The organism is Halorubrum sp. BV1 (assembly GCF_000746205.1).
GTDB lineage: Archaea > Halobacteriota > Halobacteria > Halobacteriales > Haloferacaceae > Halorubrum.
In genome coordinates this window covers 274,992-297,302 of record NZ_JQKV01000002.1, presented here as the reverse complement: position 1 = coordinate 297,302, position 22,311 = coordinate 274,992, and the positions used below count along the sequence as shown (strand labels likewise).

At 69.6% G+C, this 22,311-nt stretch carries 24 protein-coding genes; 14 read left to right on the top strand and 10 right to left on the bottom strand.

Annotated elements, in window-relative coordinates; all coding sequences use genetic code 11:
- Window positions 1-10: 10 nt before the first annotated feature.
- Both EP28_RS14095 and EP28_RS05995 read right to left on the bottom strand, forming a co-directional pair.
- Window positions 11-184, bottom strand: coding sequence for a hypothetical protein (locus EP28_RS14095; protein WP_155118438.1), 174 nt, complete (start codon window positions 182-184; stop codon window positions 11-13).
- A 53-nt stretch (window positions 185-237) separates the two neighbouring features.
- The gene (locus EP28_RS05995; RefSeq protein ID WP_049983097.1) at window positions 238-2,466 is read right to left on the bottom strand and encodes a thioredoxin domain-containing protein; all 2,229 of its coding nucleotides are present in this window, start codon (window positions 2,464-2,466) and stop codon (window positions 238-240) included.
- 143 nt (window positions 2,467-2,609) lie between these two features.
- Between EP28_RS05995 and purD the strand changes: the two genes are divergently transcribed.
- Together purD and EP28_RS05985 are read left to right on the top strand one after the other, a co-directional pair.
- Complete coding sequence (purD, locus tag EP28_RS05990; RefSeq protein WP_049983096.1) at window positions 2,610-3,893, top strand: phosphoribosylamine--glycine ligase; 1,284 nt, start codon at window positions 2,610-2,612, stop codon at window positions 3,891-3,893.
- Between the two features lie 243 nt (window positions 3,894-4,136).
- On the top strand, window positions 4,137-4,703 hold the full coding sequence (locus EP28_RS05985) for an acyltransferase (RefSeq protein ID WP_049983095.1): 567 nt from the start codon (window positions 4,137-4,139) through the stop codon (window positions 4,701-4,703).
- A 7-nt stretch (window positions 4,704-4,710) separates the two neighbouring features.
- Here EP28_RS05985 and EP28_RS05980 read toward each other — a convergent pair whose 3' ends face one another.
- Window positions 4,711-5,055, bottom strand: a complete 345-nt coding sequence (locus tag EP28_RS05980) for a DUF5798 family protein (RefSeq protein ID WP_049983094.1) — start codon at window positions 5,053-5,055, stop codon at window positions 4,711-4,713.
- A 130-nt stretch (window positions 5,056-5,185) separates the two neighbouring features.
- On the opposite strand from EP28_RS05980, the gene surE reads away from it, so the two are divergent.
- Window positions 5,186-6,034 carry a 5'/3'-nucleotidase SurE gene (gene surE, locus EP28_RS05975; RefSeq protein WP_049983093.1) on the top strand — a complete coding sequence of 283 codons (849 nt, stop codon included), beginning with the start codon at window positions 5,186-5,188 and terminating at the stop codon, window positions 6,032-6,034.
- A 30-nt stretch (window positions 6,035-6,064) separates the two neighbouring features.
- On the opposite strand, the gene grpE is transcribed toward surE, so the two are convergent.
- Window positions 6,065-6,760 carry a nucleotide exchange factor GrpE gene (grpE, locus tag EP28_RS05970; RefSeq protein WP_049983092.1) on the bottom strand — a complete coding sequence of 232 codons (696 nt, stop codon included), beginning with the start codon at window positions 6,758-6,760 and terminating at the stop codon, window positions 6,065-6,067.
- Window positions 6,761-6,854: 94 nt separating this feature from the next.
- On the opposite strand from grpE, the gene menD reads away from it, so the two are divergent.
- From menD to EP28_RS05950, 4 genes are all read left to right on the top strand, one after another.
- Window positions 6,855-8,768 (top strand): 2-succinyl-5-enolpyruvyl-6-hydroxy-3-cyclohexene-1-carboxylic-acid synthase, encoded by a 1,914-nt coding sequence (gene menD, locus EP28_RS05965; protein ID WP_049983610.1) that lies wholly within the window; start codon window positions 6,855-6,857, stop codon window positions 8,766-8,768.
- A 110-nt stretch (window positions 8,769-8,878) separates the two neighbouring features.
- Window positions 8,879-9,631, top strand: coding sequence for a DUF2797 domain-containing protein (locus EP28_RS05960; RefSeq protein ID WP_049983091.1), 753 nt, complete (start codon window positions 8,879-8,881; stop codon window positions 9,629-9,631).
- A gap of 51 nt (window positions 9,632-9,682) precedes the next feature.
- Window positions 9,683-11,599, top strand: coding sequence for a helicase C-terminal domain-containing protein (locus tag EP28_RS05955; protein WP_049983090.1), 1,917 nt, complete (start codon window positions 9,683-9,685; stop codon window positions 11,597-11,599).
- Window positions 11,600-11,928: 329 nt separating this feature from the next.
- Window positions 11,929-12,120 (top strand): DUF7317 family protein, encoded by a 192-nt coding sequence (locus EP28_RS05950; RefSeq protein ID WP_049983089.1) that lies wholly within the window; start codon window positions 11,929-11,931, stop codon window positions 12,118-12,120.
- Window positions 12,121-12,225: 105 nt separating this feature from the next.
- Here EP28_RS05950 and EP28_RS05945 read toward each other — a convergent pair whose 3' ends face one another.
- Window positions 12,226-13,332 (bottom strand): 60S ribosomal export protein NMD3, encoded by a 1,107-nt coding sequence (locus EP28_RS05945; protein WP_049983088.1) that lies wholly within the window; start codon window positions 13,330-13,332, stop codon window positions 12,226-12,228.
- Window positions 13,333-13,490: 158 nt separating this feature from the next.
- Here EP28_RS05945 and EP28_RS05940 point away from each other — a divergent pair, with 158 nt between their 5' ends.
- Both EP28_RS05940 and EP28_RS05935 read left to right on the top strand, forming a co-directional pair.
- A complete protein-coding gene (locus EP28_RS05940) occupies window positions 13,491-13,844 on the top strand; it encodes a DNA-binding protein (RefSeq protein WP_049983087.1) in 354 nt (117 codons plus the stop codon).
- A complete protein-coding gene (locus tag EP28_RS05935) occupies window positions 13,845-14,438 on the top strand; it encodes a DUF7411 family protein (RefSeq protein WP_049983086.1) in 594 nt (197 codons plus the stop codon).
- A 128-nt stretch (window positions 14,439-14,566) separates the two neighbouring features.
- Here the strand turns inward: EP28_RS05935 and EP28_RS05930 are convergent, their stop codons facing one another.
- Complete coding sequence (locus tag EP28_RS05930) at window positions 14,567-15,721, bottom strand: BMP family lipoprotein (protein WP_049983085.1); 1,155 nt, start codon at window positions 15,719-15,721, stop codon at window positions 14,567-14,569.
- Window positions 15,722-15,864: 143 nt separating this feature from the next.
- Complete coding sequence (locus EP28_RS05925) at window positions 15,865-17,370, bottom strand: phosphohexomutase domain-containing protein (RefSeq protein ID WP_049983084.1); 1,506 nt, start codon at window positions 17,368-17,370, stop codon at window positions 15,865-15,867.
- Window positions 17,371-17,519: 149 nt separating this feature from the next.
- Between EP28_RS05925 and EP28_RS05920 the strand changes: the two genes are divergently transcribed.
- Window positions 17,520-17,798 carry an acylphosphatase gene (locus EP28_RS05920; protein WP_049983083.1) on the top strand — a complete coding sequence of 93 codons (279 nt, stop codon included), beginning with the start codon at window positions 17,520-17,522 and terminating at the stop codon, window positions 17,796-17,798.
- A gap of 21 nt (window positions 17,799-17,819) precedes the next feature.
- On the opposite strand, the gene EP28_RS05915 is transcribed toward EP28_RS05920, so the two are convergent.
- Together EP28_RS05915 and EP28_RS05910 are read right to left on the bottom strand one after the other, a co-directional pair.
- Window positions 17,820-18,281 carry a DUF7960 family protein gene (locus tag EP28_RS05915; RefSeq protein WP_049983082.1) on the bottom strand — a complete coding sequence of 154 codons (462 nt, stop codon included), beginning with the start codon at window positions 18,279-18,281 and terminating at the stop codon, window positions 17,820-17,822.
- A 53-nt stretch (window positions 18,282-18,334) separates the two neighbouring features.
- Window positions 18,335-18,724: a winged helix-turn-helix transcriptional regulator gene (locus tag EP28_RS05910; RefSeq protein WP_049983081.1), complete on the bottom strand. Its 390-nt coding sequence runs from the start codon at window positions 18,722-18,724 to the stop codon at window positions 18,335-18,337.
- A gap of 69 nt (window positions 18,725-18,793) precedes the next feature.
- On the opposite strand from EP28_RS05910, the gene EP28_RS05905 reads away from it, so the two are divergent.
- The 3 genes from EP28_RS05905 to EP28_RS05895 all read left to right on the top strand — a co-directional run bounded on the left by EP28_RS05905 (window position 18,794) and on the right by EP28_RS05895 (window position 20,430).
- Window positions 18,794-19,243 carry a DoxX family membrane protein gene (locus EP28_RS05905; RefSeq protein ID WP_049983080.1) on the top strand — a complete coding sequence of 150 codons (450 nt, stop codon included), beginning with the start codon at window positions 18,794-18,796 and terminating at the stop codon, window positions 19,241-19,243.
- Between the two features lie 75 nt (window positions 19,244-19,318).
- Window positions 19,319-19,801 carry a VOC family protein gene (locus tag EP28_RS05900; protein ID WP_049983079.1) on the top strand — a complete coding sequence of 161 codons (483 nt, stop codon included), beginning with the start codon at window positions 19,319-19,321 and terminating at the stop codon, window positions 19,799-19,801.
- A complete protein-coding gene (locus tag EP28_RS05895; protein WP_049983078.1) occupies window positions 19,801-20,430 on the top strand; it encodes a flavin reductase family protein in 630 nt (209 codons plus the stop codon). The genes EP28_RS05900 and EP28_RS05895 overlap by 1 nt, the downstream gene beginning before the upstream one ends.
- Before the next feature lie 100 nt (window positions 20,431-20,530).
- Here EP28_RS05895 and EP28_RS05890 read toward each other — a convergent pair whose 3' ends face one another.
- Complete coding sequence (locus EP28_RS05890; RefSeq protein WP_049983077.1) at window positions 20,531-21,277, bottom strand: competence/damage-inducible protein A; 747 nt, start codon at window positions 21,275-21,277, stop codon at window positions 20,531-20,533.
- Window positions 21,278-21,433: 156 nt separating this feature from the next.
- Here EP28_RS05890 and EP28_RS05885 point away from each other — a divergent pair, with 156 nt between their 5' ends.
- Window positions 21,434-22,300 carry a DUF7260 family protein gene (locus tag EP28_RS05885; RefSeq protein ID WP_049983076.1) on the top strand — a complete coding sequence of 289 codons (867 nt, stop codon included), beginning with the start codon at window positions 21,434-21,436 and terminating at the stop codon, window positions 22,298-22,300.
- Window positions 22,301-22,311: the final 11 nt, after the last annotated feature.

Here is a 22,311-nt window from a genome sequence, read left to right as displayed (position 1 = left end):
GGCCAGTCCGCTACTTGCCGCTCGGTTCCAGCCCGCGTATCTCGACCCCTGCGCCGCCCTCGTCGCTCCCGCCGCGTTTGACCGCGTTTGGAAAGAAGGTCTCGAACGCCTGCTGGAGTCGGCTCCAGTCGCCGTCGATGTCCCTGTCCGACTCGACGCGCAGAGCCGCGTCGTCGGCCTCCACGAACCCAGCACCCGCGGACGCGATCGTCGACGCTATTACATCAGCCGGGCGCTCTAGACCTCCTCCCGACCCCGCGACGAGAGCCACGCCAACGCCGCGTCGAGGTCGGTCTCCGCCGGCGAACAGGCTCTCTCCTCACAGACGTACGCGGTCGGCTCGCCGCCATCGCTGTCGCGGTCCGCCCAGATCGGCGGAGCCGACTCCAGTCCGAGCCGGTCGAGCCACTCGTCGAGGCCGTCCCCGGTCGGCGGCCGCGGCGCGACGAGCGCTCCCGGGAGGTACCGCTCGCCGAGCGTTTCGTTCCACTCGTCGGGCACCGTCTCGGCCGCGATCGTCACCTCGATCCCGCCTGTTCTGACTCGTTCCGCGGCGCGAACGAGCGAGACGTGCTCCAGCGGACTCGCGCGGATCCGGTCGGCGTGCGTCGTCACGACGGACTCCGCTATCTCCGCGAACCGACGGTCGGTTCGGAACCCGTCGAGCATCGCGAGCGTCTCCGCCGCGACGCCGAGGCTCGACGGCGTCGACCGGTCGGTGAACTCCTGCGGCCGCGCGAAAAGCGAGCCGGGACCGTCGTCGGGCTCCCCGTCTACACCCTCGTCGTCCGCGTCCGACTCCGGATCCCGCGTGAAGTAGACCGTCCCGTCGTCGGCGTCGTAGAAGTCTGCGACGATAGCGTCGGCCAGATCTAACGCGAACCCGAGCGGCTCCGGATCGCCGGTGGCCCCGTACACGTCGAGCGCGCCGCGCGCGAGGAACGCGTAGTCGTCGAGGTACCCCGGACCCCGCACGTCGCCGTCGAGCCAGCGCCGGGCGAGTTCGCCCGTGTCCGCGTCGTAGAGCCGATCTCGACAGACGTCGAGCGCGTCCCGTGCAATGTCGGCGTACGGCTCGCCGAGGGTGCGACCCGCACTCGCGAATGCCGAGATCGCTCGCCCGTTCCACGAGGCGAGAACCTTCTCGTCGCGGGCGGGACGCGGCCGCGACTCCCGCGCATCGAAGAGGGCGACGCGCGCGTCGGTCAGCATTTCGCGGACCGCCTCGGGCGACCGATCGCGTTCCTCGGCGATTTCCTCGATCGAGGCCGCGATCGTCGGGACGGTCGTGCCGCGTTCGAAGTTCCCGCCCGGCCGGATTCCGAACCGCTGTTTAGCGAGCGACGCTGCGGGCTCGTCTAACACCGCGTCGACCTCGCTCGGCGTCCAGACGTAGAACGCGCCCTCCACGTCTCCGCCGTCTCCGTCGTCGCCGCCCGTTGAACCCCCGCCGGTGCGCGCCGTCGGCGGCCGGCTCCGGGCGTCGAGCGTGCTGAAGAACCCACCGTCCGCGTGCCGAAGCTCGCGATCGACGAACCCGAGCGTCTCGCTTGCCACCCGGGCGTACGCCGGGTTCCCGGTGAGCCGATACCCGTCGAGGTAGACCATGGGTAACTCGGCGTTGTCGTACAGCATCTTCTCGAAGTGCGGGACCGTCCACTGCCGGTCGACCGCGTAGCGGTGGAATCCACCGCCGATCTGGTCGTACACCCCGCCCGACGCCATCCCGTCGAGCGTGCCGGTCGCGGCCGCGAGCGCGCTGTCGCGTCCGCTCTCAGCGTACGCGCGGAAGAGCAGGTCTATTCGACCCGGCATCGGGAACTTCGCGCCGCCGCTTCCGAACCCGCCGTGCTCCTCGTCGTAGCCGCGGACCGCGGCGGCGGCAGCCTCCTCAAGCAGTTCCGAACCGGGCGGGTCGCCGCCGATACCGTCCGGAACCGACTCAAGTTCGTCGCGGGCGCTCGACGCCCACTGCTCCGCTCGGTGGCGCATCTCCTCGCGCTGGTCGGGATCGCGCCAGGACTCCGCGATGCGTTCGCACAGGTCGCGGAATCCGGGTTGGTTCCGGCGCGGCTCCGGCGGGAAGTACGTCCCGACGTAGAACGGCTTCCCCTCGGGGGTACACCACGCTGAGAGCGGCCACCCGCCGCCGCCGGTGACGAGCTGTGAGACCGTCATGAACGTGCTGTCGACGTCCGGGCGCTCCTCGCGGTCGACCTTGATCGGAACGAACTGCTCGTTGAGGATCGACGCGACGGACTCGTCCTCGAAGCTCTCTTCGGCCATCACGTGACACCAGTGGCACGACGAGTAGCCGATGGAGACGAACACGGGCACGTCGTGTTCGCGGGCGCGCTCGAACGCCTCCTCGCCCCACGGCTGCCAGTTGACCGGGTTGTCGGCGTGCTGTCGGAGGTACGGGCTCGCCTCCTCGTCGAGGCGGTTCTGCGCCGTCGGCTGTGACATACGCGCGGTTCGATCCGGCGCGGCAAAAACCCGTCACACCGGTCCGCACACCAGTCGTCCCGTCGAACGGCTATCCACGACGGTGCATATATTCGTGCAGATAGAGAGTAACGTTTACACTACCGTGCGGTAACCCGTCGAGCATGACGGAGACCGTACTCCTCGTCGGCGGCGGCGGACGCGAACATGCGATCGCCCGCGCGGTGGCCGACGACTGCGCGTTGTACGCCTGCGCGAGCAACCGAAATCCGGGAATCAAGCGGCTCGCAGACGGGTTCGAGTCGATAGCCGAGACCGATGCGGCGACGATAGCCGACTACGCGACGTCGGTGGGCGCGGACGTGGCGGTCATCGGCCCGGAGTCGGCGCTCGACGCGGGCGTCGCCGACGCGCTCGACGACGCCGGCGTGTACGCCTTCGGCCCGCGCGCCGCGGAGGCGCGGCTGGAGACCGACAAGGCGTACCAGCGCCGGTTCATGGACGAGGAGTCGATCCCGGGCTGTCCCGATTTCGCGGTGTTCGACGACATCGACGAGGCCTGCGCGTACATCGACGAGTACGACGGCGACCTCGCCGTCAAACCCGTGGGACTCACCGGTGGTAAGGGCGTGAAGGTCATCGGCGATCAGGTGACCGCCGAGGAGGCGAAGGCGTACCTCCGCGACTCCGAGTACGACCGCGTCGTGCTCGAAGAGCGACTGGTCGGCGAGGAGTTCACCGTGCAGGCGTTCGTCGCCGACGGGGACCTCCGGACGACCCCCGCGGTCCAGGACCACAAACGCGCCTACGAGGGCGACGAGGGGCCGAACACGGGTGGGATGGGCTCGTACACAGACACGGAGCCGTCGCTACCCTTCATGAACCCGGGCGACTACGACGCCGCGGTCGACGTGCTGGAGGCGGTCGTCGGCGCGCTTCCCGCGTACAAGGGCGTCCTCTACGGACAGTTCATGCTCACGGACGAGGGGCCGAAGGTCGTCGAGTTCAACGCGCGCTTCGGCGACCCGGAGGCGATGAACACGCTCCCCGTCTTGGAGACGCCGTTCCTCGACGTGCTCACCGCCGCGCGCGACGGCGACCCGCTTCCGGAGCTCCGATTTTCCGGCGAGGCGACCGTCTGTAAGTACGCCGTGCCCGACGGCTACCCGACGGATCCGGACGCGGGCGCAAAGGTCGCGGTCGACGAGTCGAGCGTCGGCGACGCGCTCCTTTACTACGCCAGTGTCGACGAACGCGACGACGGCCTCTATACGACGACCTCGCGATCGTTCGCCGTCGTCGGCCGCGGCGACTCCATCGCGGCGGCGGAGGCCGAGGCGGCAGACGCGCTCGCCGCCGCCGGCGACCGCGTCCGCATCCGACACGATATCGGGACCGCAGACCTCGTCGAGCGGCGGATCGAACACATGGACGAGATCCGGTCCTGAACGGCGACCGAACGGCCGAGCCGGGGCGCTTCCGGCGGCGTATCAGCACCGCTCTCGGACGTCGTCTGGCGAACAGGCGATCCTCGATTCGGCCCCACGGCGGTGGATCGCGCACCCGCCTCGGCCGACCGTGGGCCGGAGTTCCGTCGTGTGCGCGATGGCCGCGGCATGGTACTTGAACGGTCGCCCGCGCGGATTATGCGGCAGCGACTCTTTTTACCAGAGCCCCACGAACGTCGCGTCGTGAGCGACGACGCCGACCCGACGAGTGCGGAGGAGAGCCGGCCGGAAGAGACGACTACGGACGGCGTCCGCGCCGACCGTCTAGACCGTTTCCCGACCCGAGGGCCGCGCAATTCGCTGTGGTCGTGGCCGGACGCGAAGTCACCGCTCGCGGTCGTCCGCAACTACGTCGTAATCGTCCTCGCACGTGTCTGTCCGAGCCTCCGACTCAAGAACTGGCTGTTGCGGCGGATCGGCGTGACGGTCGGGACCGGCGTCTCGTGGGGGCTGGAGTCGACGCCCGACGTGTTCTGGCCCGAGCGGATCGCGGTCGGCGACGACGCGATCGTCGGCTACGACGCCACGCTGCTGTGTCACGAGTTCCTTCACGAGGAGTATCGCCTCGGCGACGTGGTCGTGGAGGAGCGGGCGATGATCGGAGCCGGCGCGGTCGTCCTCCCCGGCGTCACGATCGGCGCGGGAGCCCGCGTCGCGGCCAACTCGCTCGTGGCTGCGGACGTCCCGCCGAACGCGACGGTCGCTGGCGTTCCGGCGGAGGTCGTCTCGCAGGCCGAGTCTACCGCGTGACCGCGGGCTACTCGGTCAATCCGCCGTCAGCGGGCGCGTCGTCCGTTGACTCGCCGTCAGCGGGCGCGTCGTCGGGCGATCCGACGTCGGACTTCGCTGCCGCCTCCGCGTCCGTGATGTGCGCTTCCGTGCTCACGCTCTCTAAGTCGACGCCGACCTCGCGGGCCACGGCGTCGAGGACCGCCCGCTGTTCGGCCATCTCGTTTTCGAGTCGCTGAACGCGCTCTGAGGTATCGAGCACAGTCGACTGGGTCTGCTCGACCTCCGTCCTGAGTTCGTTTATCTTCTGGTACGTGCGCTCGGCCTTGTCGGCGAGCGTCTGAATCTTTTTTGCCGTGTCGCCGAATCCCATACCGGTCGGTGGACGCCGCGGTACCTGTGCCTTTCCTTCGCTCGCCGCTGTCGCCGTGTCGGGGCGGTTTGGAGCGCCGTCGGAGGTGCGACGCCGGTGGGCTTTTGCCCGAACCGCCCGTCGTATCGGTATGAGCGTCGATCGAATCCTGTTGACGAACGACGACGGTATCGACGCCGTCGGGCTCCGCGCCATGCGGGACGCGCTCTCGGCCGACTACGACGTGGTGACTGTCGCGCCGACCGCCGACCAGTCGTCGACCGGGCGGACGCTCTCGGAGGGGGTCGCCGTCAGCGACCACGAGCTCGGCTACGCGGTCGACGGGACTCCCGTCGACTGCGTCGTCGCCGGGCTCGGCGAGCTCGTTCCCGACGCCGACCTCGTGGTCGCGGGCTGCAACGAGGGCGCGAACCTCGGCGCGTACACCCTCGGCCGGTCTGGGACGGTGTCGGCCGCCGTCGAAGCCGCCTTCTTCGACGTGCCCGCGGTGGCGACGTCCATGTATGTTCCCGGTGACGAGGACTGGTGGAAACGCGAACTGGAACCGGCGGAGTTCGCCAACGCGACGCGGGCGACGACGTTCCTCGTCGACCGAGTCGGCGAGACGGGGATATTCGACCGCGCCGACTACCTCAACGTCAACGCGCCGATCGCGGAGGCGGCGTCGGTCGGTGCCGACGGCGGCGCTGTCGAGGGTGACGGCGGCGCTGTCGAGGGTGACGGCGGCGCTCCGATGCGAGTGACCACGCCCTCGGAGTGGTACGGGATCGAGGCCACGCAGAACGGCGACGGACGTGTCGCCTTCTCGGACCCGATCTGGGGCCGGATGACGGCGGCCGACGTCCCGGACCCCGTCGGCACCGACCGACGCGCTGTCGTCGACGGAGAGGTGTCCGTCTCGCCGCTGTCGGTCCCCCACGAGGCCGCGTCGGACGCGGGGCTCTCTCGACTCGCCGACGCGTACGGCGGGCGCTCGTGACTGCTACGGACGCTGAAAACCGAGACCGGCCTACTCCTCGTCGGCGCTGACCGTGACCTTCGCCTCGCTGACGACGCGGTCGCCCATCTCGTAGCCGGGCTCGTACACCTCGTGGACCGTTCCGTCCGGCTGGTCGCTCTCGACGCGGAGCATCACCTGATGCCGGGCGGGGTCGACGTCGGAACCGGGATCGGGTTCGATGGGCTCGACGCCCTCGTCCGCGAGCACCTCGTCGAACTTTTCTAGCGTGGACTCGACGCCGGGACGGAGGTCGCTTCCCTCCTCCTGATCGAGGGCGCGAAGCAGGTCGTTGCGGACCGGGGTGATCCGCTCGACGAGCGACTCGGAGGCGCGCTCGCGGATGTCCTCCTGTTTCTGTTTGGCGCGCTGCTTGTAGTTGCTGAAGTCGGCGCGGACACGCGCGAGCTTGCTCGTCAGCTCGTCTATCTCCTCGTCTCTTTCGAGCAGCTCCGCCCGGGCCTCGGCCAGTTCGTCCTCTAACGCGGCGACCTCGGCGGCGAGGTCCGCGTCGTGCTCGGCGACCGCGTCGACGAGTGACTCCCCCTCGACGTCGGCCGCGTCTTCGCTCGGGTCGCCGGCCGTCGCCGCGGCCGTCCCGTTCGCTCTCGCCGCGTCTCGCGACTCGTCAGTGGTCGCCGCGGACGCGTCGGTCTCGGGGCCGTCCGAAGATTCGACCTCGACGTCGACTGCGTCGTCGTCGCTCATGACCGATCGAAGTCGGTCGGCGGGCATAAGCGTTGCAGAACCGGACGCCGACGACTCGCCGGAGTATTTACATCGCGACGTCGAAGTGGGCGTCATGACCGCGCCGAACCGGAACACGCTGTGGGCTCGCGCCCTCGTGAACGAGCTTGTCGCCGCGGGCGTCGGCGCCGTCGTCGTCTCGCCCGGGAGTCGGTCGACCCCGCTGACAACCGCCGCCGCTCGCGCCGACGACCTCCACGTCTTCTCGCAGTTGGACGAGCGCTCGGCCGCCTACTTCGCTTTGGGTCGCGCCCGACGGACTGGAGAGGTGACGCCGCTTATTTGCACCTCGGGCACGGCCGCCGCGAACTATCACCCGGCCGTGATGGAGGCCGACAACGCCCGCGTCCCGCTGCTCGCGCTCACCGCGGACCGCCCGCCCGAACTGCGCGACTCGGGGGCAAATCAGACGGCGGACCAAGAGAAGCTATACGGCGACGCCGTCCGGTACTACAAGGACCTACCCGAGCCCGCCGCGACCGACCGCGCGCTCCGCTCGCTCCGGACGACCGTCGTCCGCGCCGTCGCAGCCGCCGAGGGGGCCGACGCCGGCCCGGTCCACCTCAACGTCCCGTTCGCGAAACCGCTGGAACCGACGCCGGTCGACGGCGACGTGCCCGACGACCTCGACCCCGTCGCAGCGTCGGGTCGCGAGGGGCCGTACGTCGACGTGACGCCCGGCGCGCCGGAGCCCGGCGACGACGAACTCCGTCGGCTCGCACGAGCCCTCTCCGCCGCGGACCGCGGACTGATCGTCGCGGGGCCGGCCGACCCGCCCGGCCTCGACGCCGAGGCGGTGACGGCGCTGTCGCACGTGACCGGATTTCCGATCGTGGCCGACCCCCTCTCCGGGGTCCGGTTCGGCGGACACACGCGCGTCGCGCCCGTGATCGGGGCGTACGACGCGTACCTCTCTGCGGCCCTCGCCGGCGACGGCGGCTCGGCGGCCGCCGCCGACTGGGACGACCCCGACCTCGTCGTGCGGCTCGGCGCGTCGCCCACCTCGAAGCGCCTCCGGAAGTACCTCGCTGCGACCGGTGCCGACCAGTATCAGGTCGATCCCGCCGGTCGCTGGCGCGAGGCCGAGTTCGCCGCGACCGACCTCGTGGTCGCGGAGCCGAACCGCCTCTGTGCCCGGCTCTCGCGGACCGCGAGTGGGGGAGACGCCGCCCCGGGGTGGCGCGCACAGTGGGAGGAGGCGGACCGCGCGGCGCTGGCGGTCCACGCCCGCGAGCGCGACGCCGACCGCGCGGCGGACGATGGCGCGGTCGACGGCGCGGGCCGCGGGTCGTCCGACGGCTCAGTCGAGGGAGTCGACGACGACGCTCCCGCCTTCCACGAGGGAGATGTGTTGCGCGTCGTCGCCGACGGCCTCCCAGACCCGGCGACGCTCTTCGTCTCGAACTCGATGCCGGTCCGCGATCTCGACCGGTTCGTCGGCCCGTCGACGGCGAGCGTGACCGCGCTCGGGAACCGCGGCGTCTCCGGCATCGACGGGATCGTCTCGGCCGCGCTGGGGGCGGGATCCGCGACGACGGACGATCTCACGCTCGTCGTCGGTGATCTCGGGCTGTATCACGACGCGAACGGCCTCCTCGCGATCGACCGCTGCGATGTCGACGTGACCGTCGTGCTGGTCAACAACGACGGCGGCGGGATCTTCCACATTCTCCCGATAGAGTCGTTCGACCCGCCGTTCACGGCGCAGTTCAAGACGCCGCACGGGATGGACTTCGAGCCGCTCACCGACCTCCACGGACTCTCGTACGCTCGGGTCGAGGCGCGGCCGGACGAACGCACCGAGAGTGACCCCGAGTCGGCCGCCGCGGACCTCTCTGCAGCGTACGCGGCGGCCCGCGACGCGGACGGATCGCACCTGATCGAGGTTCGCGTCGACGCCGAAGCGAGCCACCGGACCCGCGACCGGCTCGAAGCGGCCGTCGAGGGCGCGGTTCACGGCGGGGACTGACCGACTGGCCGACCGCTCGCTGGCCGCTCGCCGGCCGCTCGCCGACTCGCTCGTCGCCTCGGACCGGCGTAGACGACGCGCATAAGTCGCGGCTCCGCCTAGAACGCGTCGTGCAGGTCGTCGGCTACGAGACGGGCGAGGGGCTCTACGTCGAAAGCGGCGGCGCGGTCGAACTCGTGTCGGCCGACGCCGGCGACGACCTCGCGTTCGGTCTCGGCGACCGGCGCTGTGCCGGGACGGTCCACGAGGGGGACCACATCGCCTGCGACGCCGCCGACGCTCCCTACTGTGAGGACCACAGCCACGTCTGGGTGTGCGCACGCTGTACGGGAACGTGTCTCAAAGACGAGATGGACTGTCACGAGGAGCACGCGATGTACCTCGCGGCGTTCGCACCGGACGTGTTGAAAGTGGGCGTCACGCGGCTGTGGCGGCTGGAGACGCGGCTCCGCGAGCAGGGCGCGGACCGAGCCGCTCACGTCAGAACGTTTCCGGACGGGCGGGTCGCCCGCGAGGTTGAGGCCGAACTGGCGACCCGCGACGGCCTCGTCGACCGGGTTCGCGTCCCGACGAAGGTCGACGGACTCGGACGCGACGTCGACGCGACGGCGTGGGAGACCGTACTCGACGGCTTCGATCCCATCGAGCGGTTCGCGTTCGACTACGGGCTCGACCTCGACGAACGGCCGGTCGCCGAGACGATGGCGGCCGGAACCGTCCGCGGCTGGAAGGGCCGGGTGCTCGTAATCGACCGGGGTGGCTCGACGTACGCGGTGGACGCGCGCGACCTCGTCGGCTACGAACTTACCGAAGACGTGCCCGCACGCGAACTGCAGTCGAGTCTCGGCGCGTTCGGTCGGTGATCGCCGGCGAGGAAACGAGCGTTTAACTCGGCGAGCGCGTCAGAGACATCCGTGGACCCCGATCGGATCCCCGCCGAGTTCCCCGCGCCGAGCTTCCGCGGCGCGCAACGACAGGCGCTCGCGGACATCCGCGACGCGTTCGCGGGCGGCAACGACGTCGTGTTGGTGCGCGCGCCGACCGGCAGCGGCAAGTCGCTTCTCGCGCGCGCCATCATGGGCGCGGCCGACACCGTCGAGGAGACGTCGCCGAGCGAGGCGACCGGCGCGTACTACACGACGCCGCAGGTGTCGCAGATCGACGACGTGGAGGCCGACGACCTCCTCGACGACCTGGCGGTCATTCGGGGGAAATCGAACTACGACTGCATCCTCCCCGGCGAGCACGACACGCCGGTCAACCGCGCCCCCTGCGTCCGCCAGCGGGGGTTCGACTGCTCGGTGAAACACCGCTGTCCGTACTTCTCCGACCGCGCCATCGCCTCCGGAAACCGATACGCCGCAATGACGTTAGCCTACTTCATGCGGACTGCCGGTTCGGAGGTGTTCCGCAAGCGCGACGTCGTCGTGATCGACGAGGCCCACGGGCTCGCGGAGTGGGCGGAGATGTACGCGACGATCGACCTCTCGCCGAGCCGCGTCCCGGTGTGGGACGAGGTCGGCGTCCCCGACGTGGAGGCCGACGTCGCCCCGGAAGAAGACGCGCTCGACCGCACCGCGCGCTTCGTCGAGTCGCTTCTCGATGTCGCGACCCACGCGAAAGACGAGCTGACCGGCCGGCCCGAACTCGACCGCGAGGAGGTCGCGCGCCGAGACCGGCTTCAGGAGCTCGCAAGCGAACTCGGCTGGTTCTTGGAGGACTACCGGGACCCGGAGTCGCCGACGACGTGGGTCGTCGACCAGCCGGGCGGCGAGGGGTCGGCGATAGCGATCAAACCCCTCGATCCGGCGCGGTACCTCAGACACACCGTGTGGGACCGCGGGAACAAATTCGCCTTACTGTCCGCGACCATCCTCTCGAAGGAGGCGTTCTGTCGGGGCGTCGGTCTCGATCCCGGAAACGTCGCCCTCGTCGACGTCGACCACACGTTCCCGCTGGAGAACCGACCGCTTTACGACGTGACGCAGGGGTCGATGACCTACGAGCACCGCGACGAGACGGTGCCGAAGATCGCCCGACTGATCGTGCGCCTGATGGCGAACCACCCCGACGAGAAAGGGCTCATCCACGCGCATTCGTACGACATCGCCGGCCGGCTCACCGAGCTGCTGGGTGAGTTCGGCGTCGCGGCGCGGGTGCGCCGGCACGGACGCGACGACCGCGACGCGGAGCTTGCGGCGTGGCGGGCGAGCGATAAGCCGTCGGTGTTCGTCTCGGTGAAGATGGAGGAAGCGCTCGACCTCCGCGACGACCTGTGCCGCTGGCAGGTGGTGTGTAAAGCGCCCTACCGCAACACCAACGACTCGCGGGTCGCTCGCCGACTGGCAGACGGACAGTGGGCGTGGTACCACCGGACCGCGCTTCGGACCGTGATACAGGCGTGCGGGCGCGTCGTGCGCGCGCCAGACGACCACGGTGTGACCTACCTCGCGGACGACTCGCTTCTGGATCTCTTCGACCGCGCCGAAGCGGACACCCCGCCGTGGTTCCGCGATCAGATCGACGCGATGACGACCCCGTCGCTGCCCGAGTTCGATCCGGCGGCCGCCCTCGCCGGGATCGACGCCGACCCGTCGGGACCGGCCGGTGCGGGCCGGCGGCGCGGAGGGGGCGGCCGCCCGACGGACGACGCCGCGCGCGGTCGGACTCGCGACGCGGGACGCGCCGGTGCGTCGAAGTCACGGTCGGAAAGCGGCGAGGGCGGCAACGCCGGAAGCGACGACGCCGGTGGAAGCGGTACGACTCGGTCGGAGACCGACGCCGAGCGCCGGCGGAATCACCCGCTCTCCGACGTTTGGGGCGACGGCTGACGCTGTCTCCCCCCGCTTCGATCGCCCGCATCACGGGGGACGGACGTCTTAGAGCAGTGAGATGCCCCACGCGACCATCGAGCTCATCATGAGGAACGCGAAGAACAGCGCGATGAGCTGTTGTCTCTCCATGTGCCTGCTCCGTCGCAGACGCTGATAATTCCTGCGGGGTCGCTTCGAGACCCCGCGGGGAAATCGCTGATCGCGTGTGGTTCGATAGTGGTTATACCACACGCTACTGATCGATCGTCAATATATATCGTATAAGGTGTATCAGGGCCATCAATGAAGTAGTAACCTTCATAATCCCTCATGCCCCTACTGGAGGTATGGTCACACACGGGCTGTCGAGTGCGCTGACGCTGTATGGAGCGCGGACGCTGACACTCTCGCAGGCGGCCGCGCAGGCTGGTCTCGGCGAGTCGGAGTTCATCGATCAGTTAGAGCGCCGCGGCATCGACGTCCCCGACTCGGAGCGTGCCGCCGCACTCGGTGAGGAACAGCCGGTCCACGCGGACTGATCGACGCTCCATCTCTCGCTTTCCTCCGCCTCTTCGCTCCCCTCTGCCTCTTCACTCCGCTCAGATCGTTTCAGTCAGCGCTCACGCCGACGGAATTGTGCTCTTCTACGCCTCGGGGACCAGGTGGACTGTCCCGCCGTGTTCGAATGCGAGGACGGTGTCCGCGTCGTCGTCGACGAACTCGGGATTCGGGACCGTCTTCGCCTCGTAGGTGGTCGGATCGAGCACCTGGATCGCGTTCTCGTCTTCGACGGTCACCACGGTCGTCTCCGTGGCGTCGTCTCGGGTTCCGAGCCGCGTCGCGTCGGGTGCCTCTGCGTCCTCGAACTCGGAGGTGTACGCCTCCCCGGTCGCGAGCCGGACTCCCTGGAGCCGGCCCGACACGCTCGTGACGAGGACGGGGCCGTCACCGTCCTCGGGGTCGAGTATCTCTCCTTCGGCGTATCGCGGGAGGCGGACTGCGAACGTCACGCGGTACACCTCGTTGCCGTCGCTGTCCTCGGTGACGAGCGTGGGGTACGATTCGAAGCTGCCGCCGAGCCGGTCCGTGATCCGCGTGGCGACGTTCTGGGCGAGCCGGTTCGACGAGAGCTTCACGTCGGGGCCGTCGTCGGTCTCGTTCACCTCGGTGATGAACGCCTCGCGGTCGCCGTCGGCCTCTTGTTTCGCGACGTACGACTCCGCGATCGACAGCGCCTCCGCGCGCTCCTCCGGCGTCAGGTCGCGCTCGTCCGCGCGGATCTGGACGATGCCGGCGTAGTAGCCGCCGGCGATGCGTCCGCACCGGTCGCAGGTGCCCCGAGATATCTTGACCGGAACGGTGACCTCCGCCGAGCGGAGCGTTCCGCGGACGACCCCGGAGAACTGACAGTGCATCCGGATGGTGTTCTCGTCGACCTGCTCGGGCTCTACCCCCCACTCCACCTCTTCTGCGTCGACGTGCACGCCGAGCCGTTCCGCGACCTCGTCGACGGCGACGTCGGTGTAGTCGCGCGCGCCCACGTCTCGCCACGACTCGCCGCGTCGCACCGCTCCGCACCCGGAACAGACGAGCACCTCGATCCGGTCCGGGGCGTCGACGAGGTCGAAGTCCTCGAAGTAGCAGTCGTCACACAACAGCGCGTCCCGCCCCCCCGGATCGCCCGGCAGCGGTTCTCGCCGCTCGGCGACCGCGTCACCGCAGCGCGGACAGAACTCCCGCGATTCGCTCATTGCCGCGAGATACACCGAGGAGCCGTTTAAGCGGCGCGGACCGGAGCCGCCGAGCAGTGCCGAACGGATCGCGGCCGCCGACCGCGTGCCCGTCTTCCAGCGCCGCCGACGCCGATCCCTCCGAAATCGTTTTTCGCGCGGACCGTGAACGGGCGAGTATGAGCGAGAACCCCGACGACGAGCGGCTACAGGAACTTCGCGAGGAGAAAATGGAAGAGCTTCGCGAGCGGAAACAGCAGGGCGGCACGGACCCCGAAGCCCAAAAGGAAGCCCAAGAGCGCGCGGATGCACAACAGGAGGCGGTGCTCAAACAGTACCTGACAGACGGCGCGCGCCAGCGACTCAACGCGGTCGAGATGTCCAAACCGGAGTTCGGCGAGAAGGTGAAACAGCAGGTCGCCGCGCTCGCACAGAGCGGCCGCATCCAGGGACGCATCGACGAAGACCAGATGCGCGACCTCTTGAAGGAACTCCAGCCCGACCAGCAGAGCTTCGACATCCGGCGGCGATAGATGGAGCTCGCGCTGCTGTACAGCGGGGGGAAAGACTCGTCGCTCGCCGCTCACCTGCTCGATCGATTCTACGACGTGCGGTGTGTCACCGGCAGTTTCGGCCTCACCGACGACTGGGAGCACGCCGAGCGCGCGGCCGCAGAACTCGGCTACGCGTTCGAGCGGGTCGACCTCGACGACGAGGTGGCCGCGGCGGCCGCAGAGCGGATGATTGCGGACGGATACCCCCGCAACGGAATCCAGCGCGTGCACGAACACGCGCTGGAGGTGGTCGCGACCCGAGACGTCGACGCCGTCGCCGACGGCACGCGCCGAGACGACCGCGTGCCGACGGTCTCGCGCGCACAGGCGCAGAGCTTGGAGGACCGCCACGGCGTCGACTACATCTCACCGCTGTCCGGGTTCGGTCGTCACGCCGTCGACCGCCTCGTCGAGGCGACCTTCGACGTCCAGCAGGGACCGAGCGAGGAGGTGCCCAAAGCCGACTACGAGGACGAACTCCGGACGCTCATCGCCGACGAGAACGGAGAGCAGGCGGTCGACGAGGTGTTTCCGGACCACGACCAGACCTACGTACACGGCCGGAACAAGTGATGCCGTGACGGCGGCAGCGAGCACTCACCTGCAGCCGCCCGCCTCAGCGGCTGTGACGGTACTCACGGCCCACGGCCACGATCGGTCGATCGGTGTCGCGGCGATTCAACCGACGGCGACCGAACGGCTCAGTTCCCGTCGGTCGTGTCCGGGACGTCGATGTTCCCGGCGATGATCTCCTCGCGGGCGTCGGCGACCGCCGTGACGATCTCGTCCGGCACCTGATCGCCGATCTCGTTCCCGTATACGCACTCGACGCCGTTAGACTCCAGTCCGAGCGCGACGGTCTCACCGCCCTGATGCTCGTCGTCGATGACGTTCGCGATCGACTCGTAGACCGCGGTGTCGACGCGTTTCACCATCGACGCGAGGATCACGTCTGCGAACGACTCCTCGGTGATCGACTGGTCTTGGTCGACTCCGAACGCGAACCGCCCCTCCGCTTGGGCGGCTTGGAAGACGCCGACGCCTGTCGCACCGGCGGCGTGGTAGACGATGTCGGCACCGCTCTGGTACATCGAGAGCGCCGCCTCCTGTCCGCCCGAGGGGTCGGCGTAGCTGCCGACGTAGCTCGTGGTGACGTCGACGTCGTCCGACGCGTAGTCGACTCCCGCCTCGAAGCCGGCTTGGAACCGGCGGATGACGGGGCTGTCGATGCCCCCGACGAATCCGACGTTCGTCGAGTCTGGGTTGGTTGCGCCTTCGCCCGCGGCGAAATCCGTCTCCGTCAGACGTGCGGCGAGGACGCCCATCAGGAACGATCCCTCCTCCTCGCGGAACAGGTAGCTCGCGACGTTCGACTCGTCTACCGTGGTGTCGACGACCATGAAGTCCTGATCGGGGTACTGCGGGGCGGTCTCGGAGAGCGCGTCGCCCTGGTTGAACCCGATACAGGAGACGAGGTCGTACGCCGGGTCGGTCGAACTCGCGTACCGCTGTTGGAACCGCGCGAACTCGCCCGCGCCGTCCGGTTCGGCCTCGTTGTACTCGATTCCGAACTCCTCTTCGGCCTGCAAGAGCCCCTGCTGGGCCGCGTCGTTGAACGAGTTGTCCCCGAGCCCGCCGTCGGAGTAGACGATGCCGACTCTGGCCGGAACGTCGTCTGCGCCGTCCACGCCGTCTCCGTCGCTTCCGTCGGAGCCGTCGTTTCCATCAGCGCCGTCTTCGCTGTCGGAACCGTCCGCGCCGTCGCCGCTCGGTCCGCCGCTGCAGCCGGCGAGTCCGATGAGGCCCGCCGCGCTCGCCGCCTTGAGGAGTCGCCGCCGATCGATCTCGGAATCCATGTCACCTACAACGGAGCGCGAGCGGGCCATAAATTCGTCGCTCCGGGCGTCTCACGGGCGTCATCGCCGCGTCTCTGCCGACACGCTTCTGCACTCTCGGCCTAACGCACACCCGCACTCCCAATCCGACCCAGCCGCCAGCGTCACTCCACGTCCGCCGCGTCAGCGACCGCTCCGACGGCCGTCTCGACGACCGCTTTGGCCTCCGCGATCAGCTCGTCGACGGCGTCGCTTTCGGCGTACACGCGGACGTACGGTTCGGTCCCCGAGGGACGAACGAGAACCCACGAGGCGTCCGGGAACTCGAGACGCACGCCGTGGTCGGTGTCGACGTCCGCGTCGGGGAAGGCGTCGGGGAGCGCCGATTCGAGCCGCCCCATCGCGTCTGACTTGGCGTCGTCGGGACAGTCGACGCTGACCTTGCGATACGGGCGCTCCGTGATCGGCTCGCGGAGCCCGTCGAGTCCCTCGTCGGCGACGAGCCGAGCGATCACGCCCGCAGACGCGACGCCGTCTATCCACTCCCCGAACCCGACGTGAACGTGTTTCCACGGCTCCGCGGCGAAGACGACCCGAGTGTCGTCGCCGGTCGGGGTCGCCGTCTCTCGCACGGCCGCGATCCCCTCGTGGAGGGCCCCGAGCCGCACGCGCTCGACTCGCCCGCCGGCCGCGCGGACGCGCTCGTCGATCCGGCCCGAGGCGTTCGGCGTGGTGACGACCACCGGGTCGTCGGCGTCGCTCTCGCGGGTGTACCGCTCTGCGAGCATCGCGAGGACGGTGTCCTCGTGGACGACCTCGCCGTCGGCGTCGACGATCACGATCCGGTCCGCGTCGCCGTCGTGACCGATGCCGAACGCGAACCCCGCGTCGTCCCCGCCGTCGTCGGCGTCGGCGACGAACGCCCTGAGGTCGGCGAGCGTCTCGGGCGTCGGCTTGCTCCCGCGACCGGGGAAGTGGCCGTCGACGTTCCCGTTGAGGGTGACGACGTCGGCACCGAGTTCGCGGAGCACGGTCGGCGTCGCGGGCGCGCTCATTCCGTTGCCGCAGTCGACGGCGATCCGGAGCCCGTCGAGGTCGGCTCCGAACTCTCCCGCGTACTCGCACACCGCGTCGAGGTAGCTCGGGAGCACGTCGACGCGCTCGGGATCCGTCCACTCGTCCCACGCCGCCGGCGACGTGCCCGCGTCGACTCGCGCTTCGACGGCGCGCTCGGCGTCGCGATCGAACTCGCTGCCGTCGCGGAACAGCTTGATCCCGTTGTCGGCCGGCGGGTTGTGCGAGGCCGTGAGCATCACGCCGTATCGGCCCTGCGAGGCGTACGCGAGCGCCGGCGTCGGCAGTTGGCCGGCTCGCTCGACCGAGACGCCGCCCGACGCGACCCCCGCCTCCATCGCGGCCGCAAGCGCCGGACCGGTCACCCGCCCGTCGCGAGCGATCACGACCTCAGGAGCCGGCTCCGTTGCGGCGTCCGTGGCGTTCGCGCTCCCCGTGGCATCCGAGTCCCCGCGGTCGCTCTCGCCGCCGCCGTCGCCGACCGGTTCGCGATCGCGCACCGCCGCCGCGACCGCCCGGCCGACGGCGAGCGCGAGTTCGGGGGTGACCCGTTCCGTGGCGCTCCCGCGGACTCCCGCGGTTCCGAACAGTTCCATGTCCGGAGTGTCGCGGGCGAGTCGTTAGAAGTCGTCGGTCGGTGCCGAGTCGTGGTGAACGGACGCCGCCGACCGGTCGGTCCGCCGTGGTGCGTTGGACGGTCGGTCCGCCGTGGTAGTTACAACGCTCGCGGACGCACGGCCGATCGATGACCGATCGAACGCGAGCACACGTGTACGTCTCCGGCCGCGTCCAGGGCGTCTACTACCGCGCGACCACCCGCGACACCGCCCGGGAAGCGGGCGTCGACGGCTGGGTCAGGAATCGTGAGGACGGCCGCGTCGAGGCCGTCTTCGAGGGCGAGGAGGCGGCCGTGCGCGAGATGGTCGAGTGGTGTGAAACCGGAAGCAAGGCGGCCGAAGTCGACGCCGTCGACGCGACCTACGAGGAGCCAGAGGGGCTCGACGGGTTCGAGGTCAGGTGGTGACCACTCGCCCGGCGCGAGCGGTTACGGCCTGACCGCGTCCCCGGGTCGGTCGCGGACGCCGAGCGCGTCGAGCGCGCGCAACACGACGATCGCCTCGACCACGTCGCGTTCCTCGGTGTAGGGGTCGTCGACCGCGTCGAGCGTCGCCTCCGCCTCGCGCTCCAGCCGAGCCTCTAGCTCGGTCTGGTCCGTCTCGGCCTTCGTCGCCGACAGCAGCGCCTCGTGGTCCTCGCGGAGGTCCAAGGAGACGTGCGCGGCGTTACACCGCGAGAGCGGGTGGGTGTCCATCTCGACGGCGAGGTCGCGCACGAGGTCCCAGTCGTCGGCACAAAAGCGGAGCGTGACGGCCCCGACCACGTCGCGCCACGCGATCGGCTCGCCGTTTTCCATCAGCGTGAGCGCGCGCGGCGGCACCGCGATCCGGGTGTGGGTGTCGTCGCGGCCGCACAGACAACAGGGGGTGTTCTTCAGTCCGGCGTACACGACGAGTCGTTGGGGCCGGACGGTGGTGTGCGTTTCGCCGGCAGAACCGTCGGTCAGGCGTTACACTCGGTGAGCCACTCGTGCGCCCACTCGTCGATCTCCTCGAAGACGGGTGCGAGAGACTCGCCTTTTGCGGTGAGACTGTAGTAGGTCGCCACGGGCGAGTCCTCTTCGAGCCGGCGGTCGACGAACCCCGTCTCTTGGAGGTCGTCGAGCACGCGCGAGAGGGTGCGGGCGTTGGCGTCGGTCTCGCGTTTCAGCTCGTTGAACCGAGACTCACCGTTCAACAGCTCGTGGAGGACGACGAGCCGCCACCGCGAGCCGATCTGTTCGAGCGAGTCGACGACGGGACACGGCGTCTCCGGGGCCGACGACGTGTCCGACCCGGACGCGGCGTCACCCGCGTCCGTCGAGTTTCCGTCCGCGAGTTCTTGTGAGGACATCGGTGTTACCTGCTTACCCGATTGTCCGGGAAACGATATATAGGTTACGTCCGTATATGTGGTTACACGATGTTAGCTGAAATCACGGCGCTACCGCTTCAGTTCGACACGCCCTTGGCGGGCGAGATCTTCCTGCTCGGCCGGATCCTGTTCGGCGCGACGCTCGCGTTCACGGGGGTGAATCACTTCGGCGATCTCGACGCGATGACGGGCTACGCCGAGTTCAAGGGGCTTCCCGCGCCGCGCTTCTCTGTCGTCGCCTCGGGCCTCCTCCTCGTGCTCGGTGGGATCGGCGTCGCCGCCGGCGCGTTCCCCGTGCTCTCGGCCGGCGCGCTCGCCGCCTTCCTCCTCGCCTCAGCCGTGACGATGCACGACTTCTGGTCGGTCGACGACCCCGAGGAGAAGCAGAGCGAGATGACGAGCTTCCTGAAGAACGTCTACGGTGCGGGCGCGGCGCTCGCGCTCCTCGCCGTCGGCGGCACCGCGTGGCCGTACGCGCTCGGCGTCGGGCTGTTCTGATCCGGCGAGGCGCGCCCAGACGGTTCGACCGCCAGTATCACTAACTGACTCCGCGACGACCCTCGACACACGAATATGACCGACGCGCCGCCGACCACCGGCTTACACCACGTAACGAACATCTGCACCGACATGGACGAGACCGTCGCGTTCTACGAGGACGCGCTCGGCTGGCACACGGTCAAGCGGACCCAGAACTACGACGACCCTGGAACGCCGCACTACTACTTCTCCTCTACCCCCGAGGGGGAGCCTGGAACCACCGTCACCTACTTCGAGTACCCGAACTCGCAGGGCGCGCCGGGGCCGGGCGCGAGCCACCACTTCGCGTTCGGCGTCGACGACGAGGCGACGCTCCGCGAGTGGCAGACGCACCTGCGCGAGCGGGGCGTCCGCGTCTCCGAGATCAAAGACCGCACCTACTTCAAGAGCATCTACTTCAGCGACCCCGACGGGCTCGTCTTCGAACTGGCCACCGAGGGACCGGGATTCGCTCGCGACGAGGAGGAGCCGGGCAGCGACGAGATCGACCCGTTCGAGCGCGGGTACGAGCGCTGATGGCAGACGAAGAGGACGGCACTCACCGCGAGTGCGACGACATCCACCGGAGCGGCGGGCCGGACGCCTTCGGATCGCCGTACCGGCTGCTCTCGACCGCGGTGACGCCCCGACCGATCGCGTGGGTCTCCTCGCGCGGGCCGGCCGGTGAGAACCTCGCGCCGTACAGCTTCTTCACGGTCGTCGCGGTCGACCCGCCGGTCGTCGGATTCGCGCCGGTGGCGACCGCGGCGAACCCGAAGGACACGCTCGCGAACGCCCTCGAAACCGAGGCGTTCGTCGTCAACGTCGTCACCGCCGACCTCGTCGAGACAATGAACGGGTCGAGCGCGACCCTTGATCCCGGAGACAGCGAGTTCGACCACGTCGGGATCGAGCGCGTCGACGCGGATCGGGTGGACGCGCCGCGGGTCGCCGACGCGGTCGTCGGACTGGAGTGTGAACTGTACGACACAGTCGAGGTCGGTACCTCGACGCTGGTGCTCGGCGAGGTCGTCTACGCCCACGCCGACGAGTCGGTTCTCACCGACGGTCGGATCGACGTCGATCGGCTCGACACGGTGGGTCGGCTCGCCGGCGAGTGGTACGCCAGCACCGACGACCGATACGAGATCGAGCGGCCGCCGTAGCGGTCGCGAGACGGTCGGCGTCGTGGTCCGCGTCGCGGCCGACCGGCGAGCACGGCAGGCCGTTCGATTCGCAGGTCGACCGGCGCGGCGGAGGCCTCCGTCAGTCGTCCCAGCCGCGACGCACCGGTTCCTCGCTCGCGTTGACGTTCGAAAGCAGCCACTCGACCGCGGCGTCGATCGTCGCTTCGTCGGTCCCGGTCACCTTCAGGCGGTTGTGGTCCGCCTCGCGGTCGGGATAACAGCCGACGGCGACGTCGAATCGATCCATGGCCGTCTCCAGCGCCGGGACGATATTCGATTCTGGTTCGACCGTGTAGAGGAACCGCGACCGGCGGTCGCCGGCGAACTCGTCGGCGACAGTGTCGAACATCGCTTTCAGCTCGTCGGGGATGCCCGGCATCACGTAGACGCCCTCGACGACACAGCCGGGGGCGAGTCCGGCCTCGTTTAAGAGCGGTCTGCTTTCGGTCGGGATCGCGGCCTCCGCGTCGACGTCCACGTCGACGTCGCGGTCGGGAATACGCTCGCGGACGACCGCGAGTCGGCGCTCGACGGCCTCTCGCGTGAGGTCCGTCGGGGCCAACTCTCGCCCGAACGCGTCGGCGACGGCCTCCATCGTCACGTCGTCGGGCGTGCTCCCCAGTCCCCCGGTGACGATCACGGCGTCGAAGGCGTCGGCGTACTCGCGCGCCCGGTCGGCGATGACCGGCCTGTCGTCGGGGACCGAGAGGATCCGGGGAACGGCGACCCCTCGGTCGCCGAGCTCGCTCGCGAGCCAGTTCGCGTTCGTGTTCACCGTGTCCCCCGAGAGCAACTCGTCGCCGACCGTGATCAACGCGACCTCCATCGAACCCGTGTACGACGCCGAGACGGATGTGCGTTTCCCGTTCGCGTCCGCCGTCCGCGACCGTCACGCGTTCGCTATAGAGGGCTCAATACCGCTCCCCCGCGCCCGATACGCCTCATATACACGCTTAGGAGGGCGATCCGCGAGGCCTGAGGTATGACCACGGCCGACGACACACGCCCGACGGGCCTCGGGGCGCTCGCCGACGCCCGAGAGGCGGTTCGGGTCGAGCGGCGTCGCGTCGGCGATGAACGGGAGGCGTTCCGGGCGTTCCGCACGCGCGTCGGATCGATCGCGTCGGAGCCGATCGACGCGGGCGACCGCCGGGACGCGTCGGCACGCGGCGTCGCCGGGGGCGTCGACCCCGAACGGGTTCGGAACGCCTCCGGGTACGCCGGCGTCGCCGACTCCGGAGCGTCGGTCGACACGCGCGCCCCGGCCGGCTCCGGGCTGGTCGCGGTCAGGGACGCGTACGTCGAGACGGTGATGTCGGTCCCCCACTACGACGTCGAGTACGACGACACCTACGAGCGGAGCGTCCGCGAGGAGTTCGGTCCGGAGCTCTGCTTCGCGCTCACGCGGACCTCGCGGTTCCATGCGCAGTACAAGCGGTCGTTGGTCGACGCCGTCGACGCGGCGATCGACGAGCGCGAGCGGTTCCTCGACGTGATCGACACCGAGGCGGAGTCCGTCGCACGGGCCGGCTCGCGGCTCGCGGCGATCGACGACGAACGCGAGGCGATGGTCGCGGAAGCGCACGCGGACGCGGACTTCGGCACGCTCGACGCGTGTCGCGCTCGGACGAGCGTGCTCGTGTCGGATGTGGACCGGATCGCCGCCCGGCGTCAGCGGGTGATCGCCGACGCCGGGCGGACGCTCGCGCTCGACGACGACGCCGACGTACAGGCCTACCTGTACCAAGACCTCCCGGTGACGTATCCCGTCCTCGCGGCGGTCGGCGACGTCGGTGGTAGACTCGACGCGCTTCGCCACTCGATCGAGCGGGCGGCGAGCAGGCGGTGACTGACGGCGAA

Bases quoted from the DNA above. Each gene is read 5' to 3' on its own strand.
- EP28_RS05895 (WP_049983078.1), top strand. From the start codon at position 19,801: ATGGCAGACGAAGAGGACGGCACTCACCGCGAGTGCGACGACATCCAC.
- EP28_RS05905 (WP_049983080.1), top strand. From the start codon at position 18,794: ATGTTAGCTGAAATCACGGCGCTACCGCTTCAGTTCGACACGCCCTTG.
- surE (WP_049983093.1), top strand. From the start codon at position 5,186: ATGAGCGTCGATCGAATCCTGTTGACGAACGACGACGGTATCGACGCC.
- EP28_RS05925 (WP_049983084.1), bottom strand. From the start codon at position 17,370: ATGGAACTGTTCGGAACCGCGGGAGTCCGCGGGAGCGCCACGGAACGG.
- purD (WP_049983096.1), top strand. From the start codon at position 2,610: ATGACGGAGACCGTACTCCTCGTCGGCGGCGGCGGACGCGAACATGCG.
- EP28_RS05935 (WP_049983086.1), top strand. From the start codon at position 13,845: ATGGAGCTCGCGCTGCTGTACAGCGGGGGGAAAGACTCGTCGCTCGCC.
- grpE (WP_049983092.1), bottom strand. From the start codon at position 6,760: ATGAGCGACGACGACGCAGTCGACGTCGAGGTCGAATCTTCGGACGGC.
- EP28_RS05950 (WP_049983089.1), top strand. From the start codon at position 11,929: ATGGTCACACACGGGCTGTCGAGTGCGCTGACGCTGTATGGAGCGCGG.
- EP28_RS05885 (WP_049983076.1), top strand. From the start codon at position 21,434: ATGACCACGGCCGACGACACACGCCCGACGGGCCTCGGGGCGCTCGCC.
- menD (WP_049983610.1), top strand. From the start codon at position 6,855: ATGACCGCGCCGAACCGGAACACGCTGTGGGCTCGCGCCCTCGTGAAC.
- EP28_RS05930 (WP_049983085.1), bottom strand. From the start codon at position 15,721: ATGGATTCCGAGATCGATCGGCGGCGACTCCTCAAGGCGGCGAGCGCG.
- EP28_RS05910 (WP_049983081.1), bottom strand. From the start codon at position 18,724: ATGTCCTCACAAGAACTCGCGGACGGAAACTCGACGGACGCGGGTGAC.
- EP28_RS05945 (WP_049983088.1), bottom strand. From the start codon at position 13,332: ATGAGCGAATCGCGGGAGTTCTGTCCGCGCTGCGGTGACGCGGTCGCC.
- EP28_RS05900 (WP_049983079.1), top strand. From the start codon at position 19,319: ATGACCGACGCGCCGCCGACCACCGGCTTACACCACGTAACGAACATC.
- EP28_RS05980 (WP_049983094.1), bottom strand. From the start codon at position 5,055: ATGGGATTCGGCGACACGGCAAAAAAGATTCAGACGCTCGCCGACAAG.
- EP28_RS05995 (WP_049983097.1), bottom strand. From the start codon at position 2,466: ATGTCACAGCCGACGGCGCAGAACCGCCTCGACGAGGAGGCGAGCCCG.
- EP28_RS05920 (WP_049983083.1), top strand. From the start codon at position 17,520: ATGACCGATCGAACGCGAGCACACGTGTACGTCTCCGGCCGCGTCCAG.
- EP28_RS05890 (WP_049983077.1), bottom strand. From the start codon at position 21,277: ATGGAGGTCGCGTTGATCACGGTCGGCGACGAGTTGCTCTCGGGGGAC.
- EP28_RS05940 (WP_049983087.1), top strand. From the start codon at position 13,491: ATGAGCGAGAACCCCGACGACGAGCGGCTACAGGAACTTCGCGAGGAG.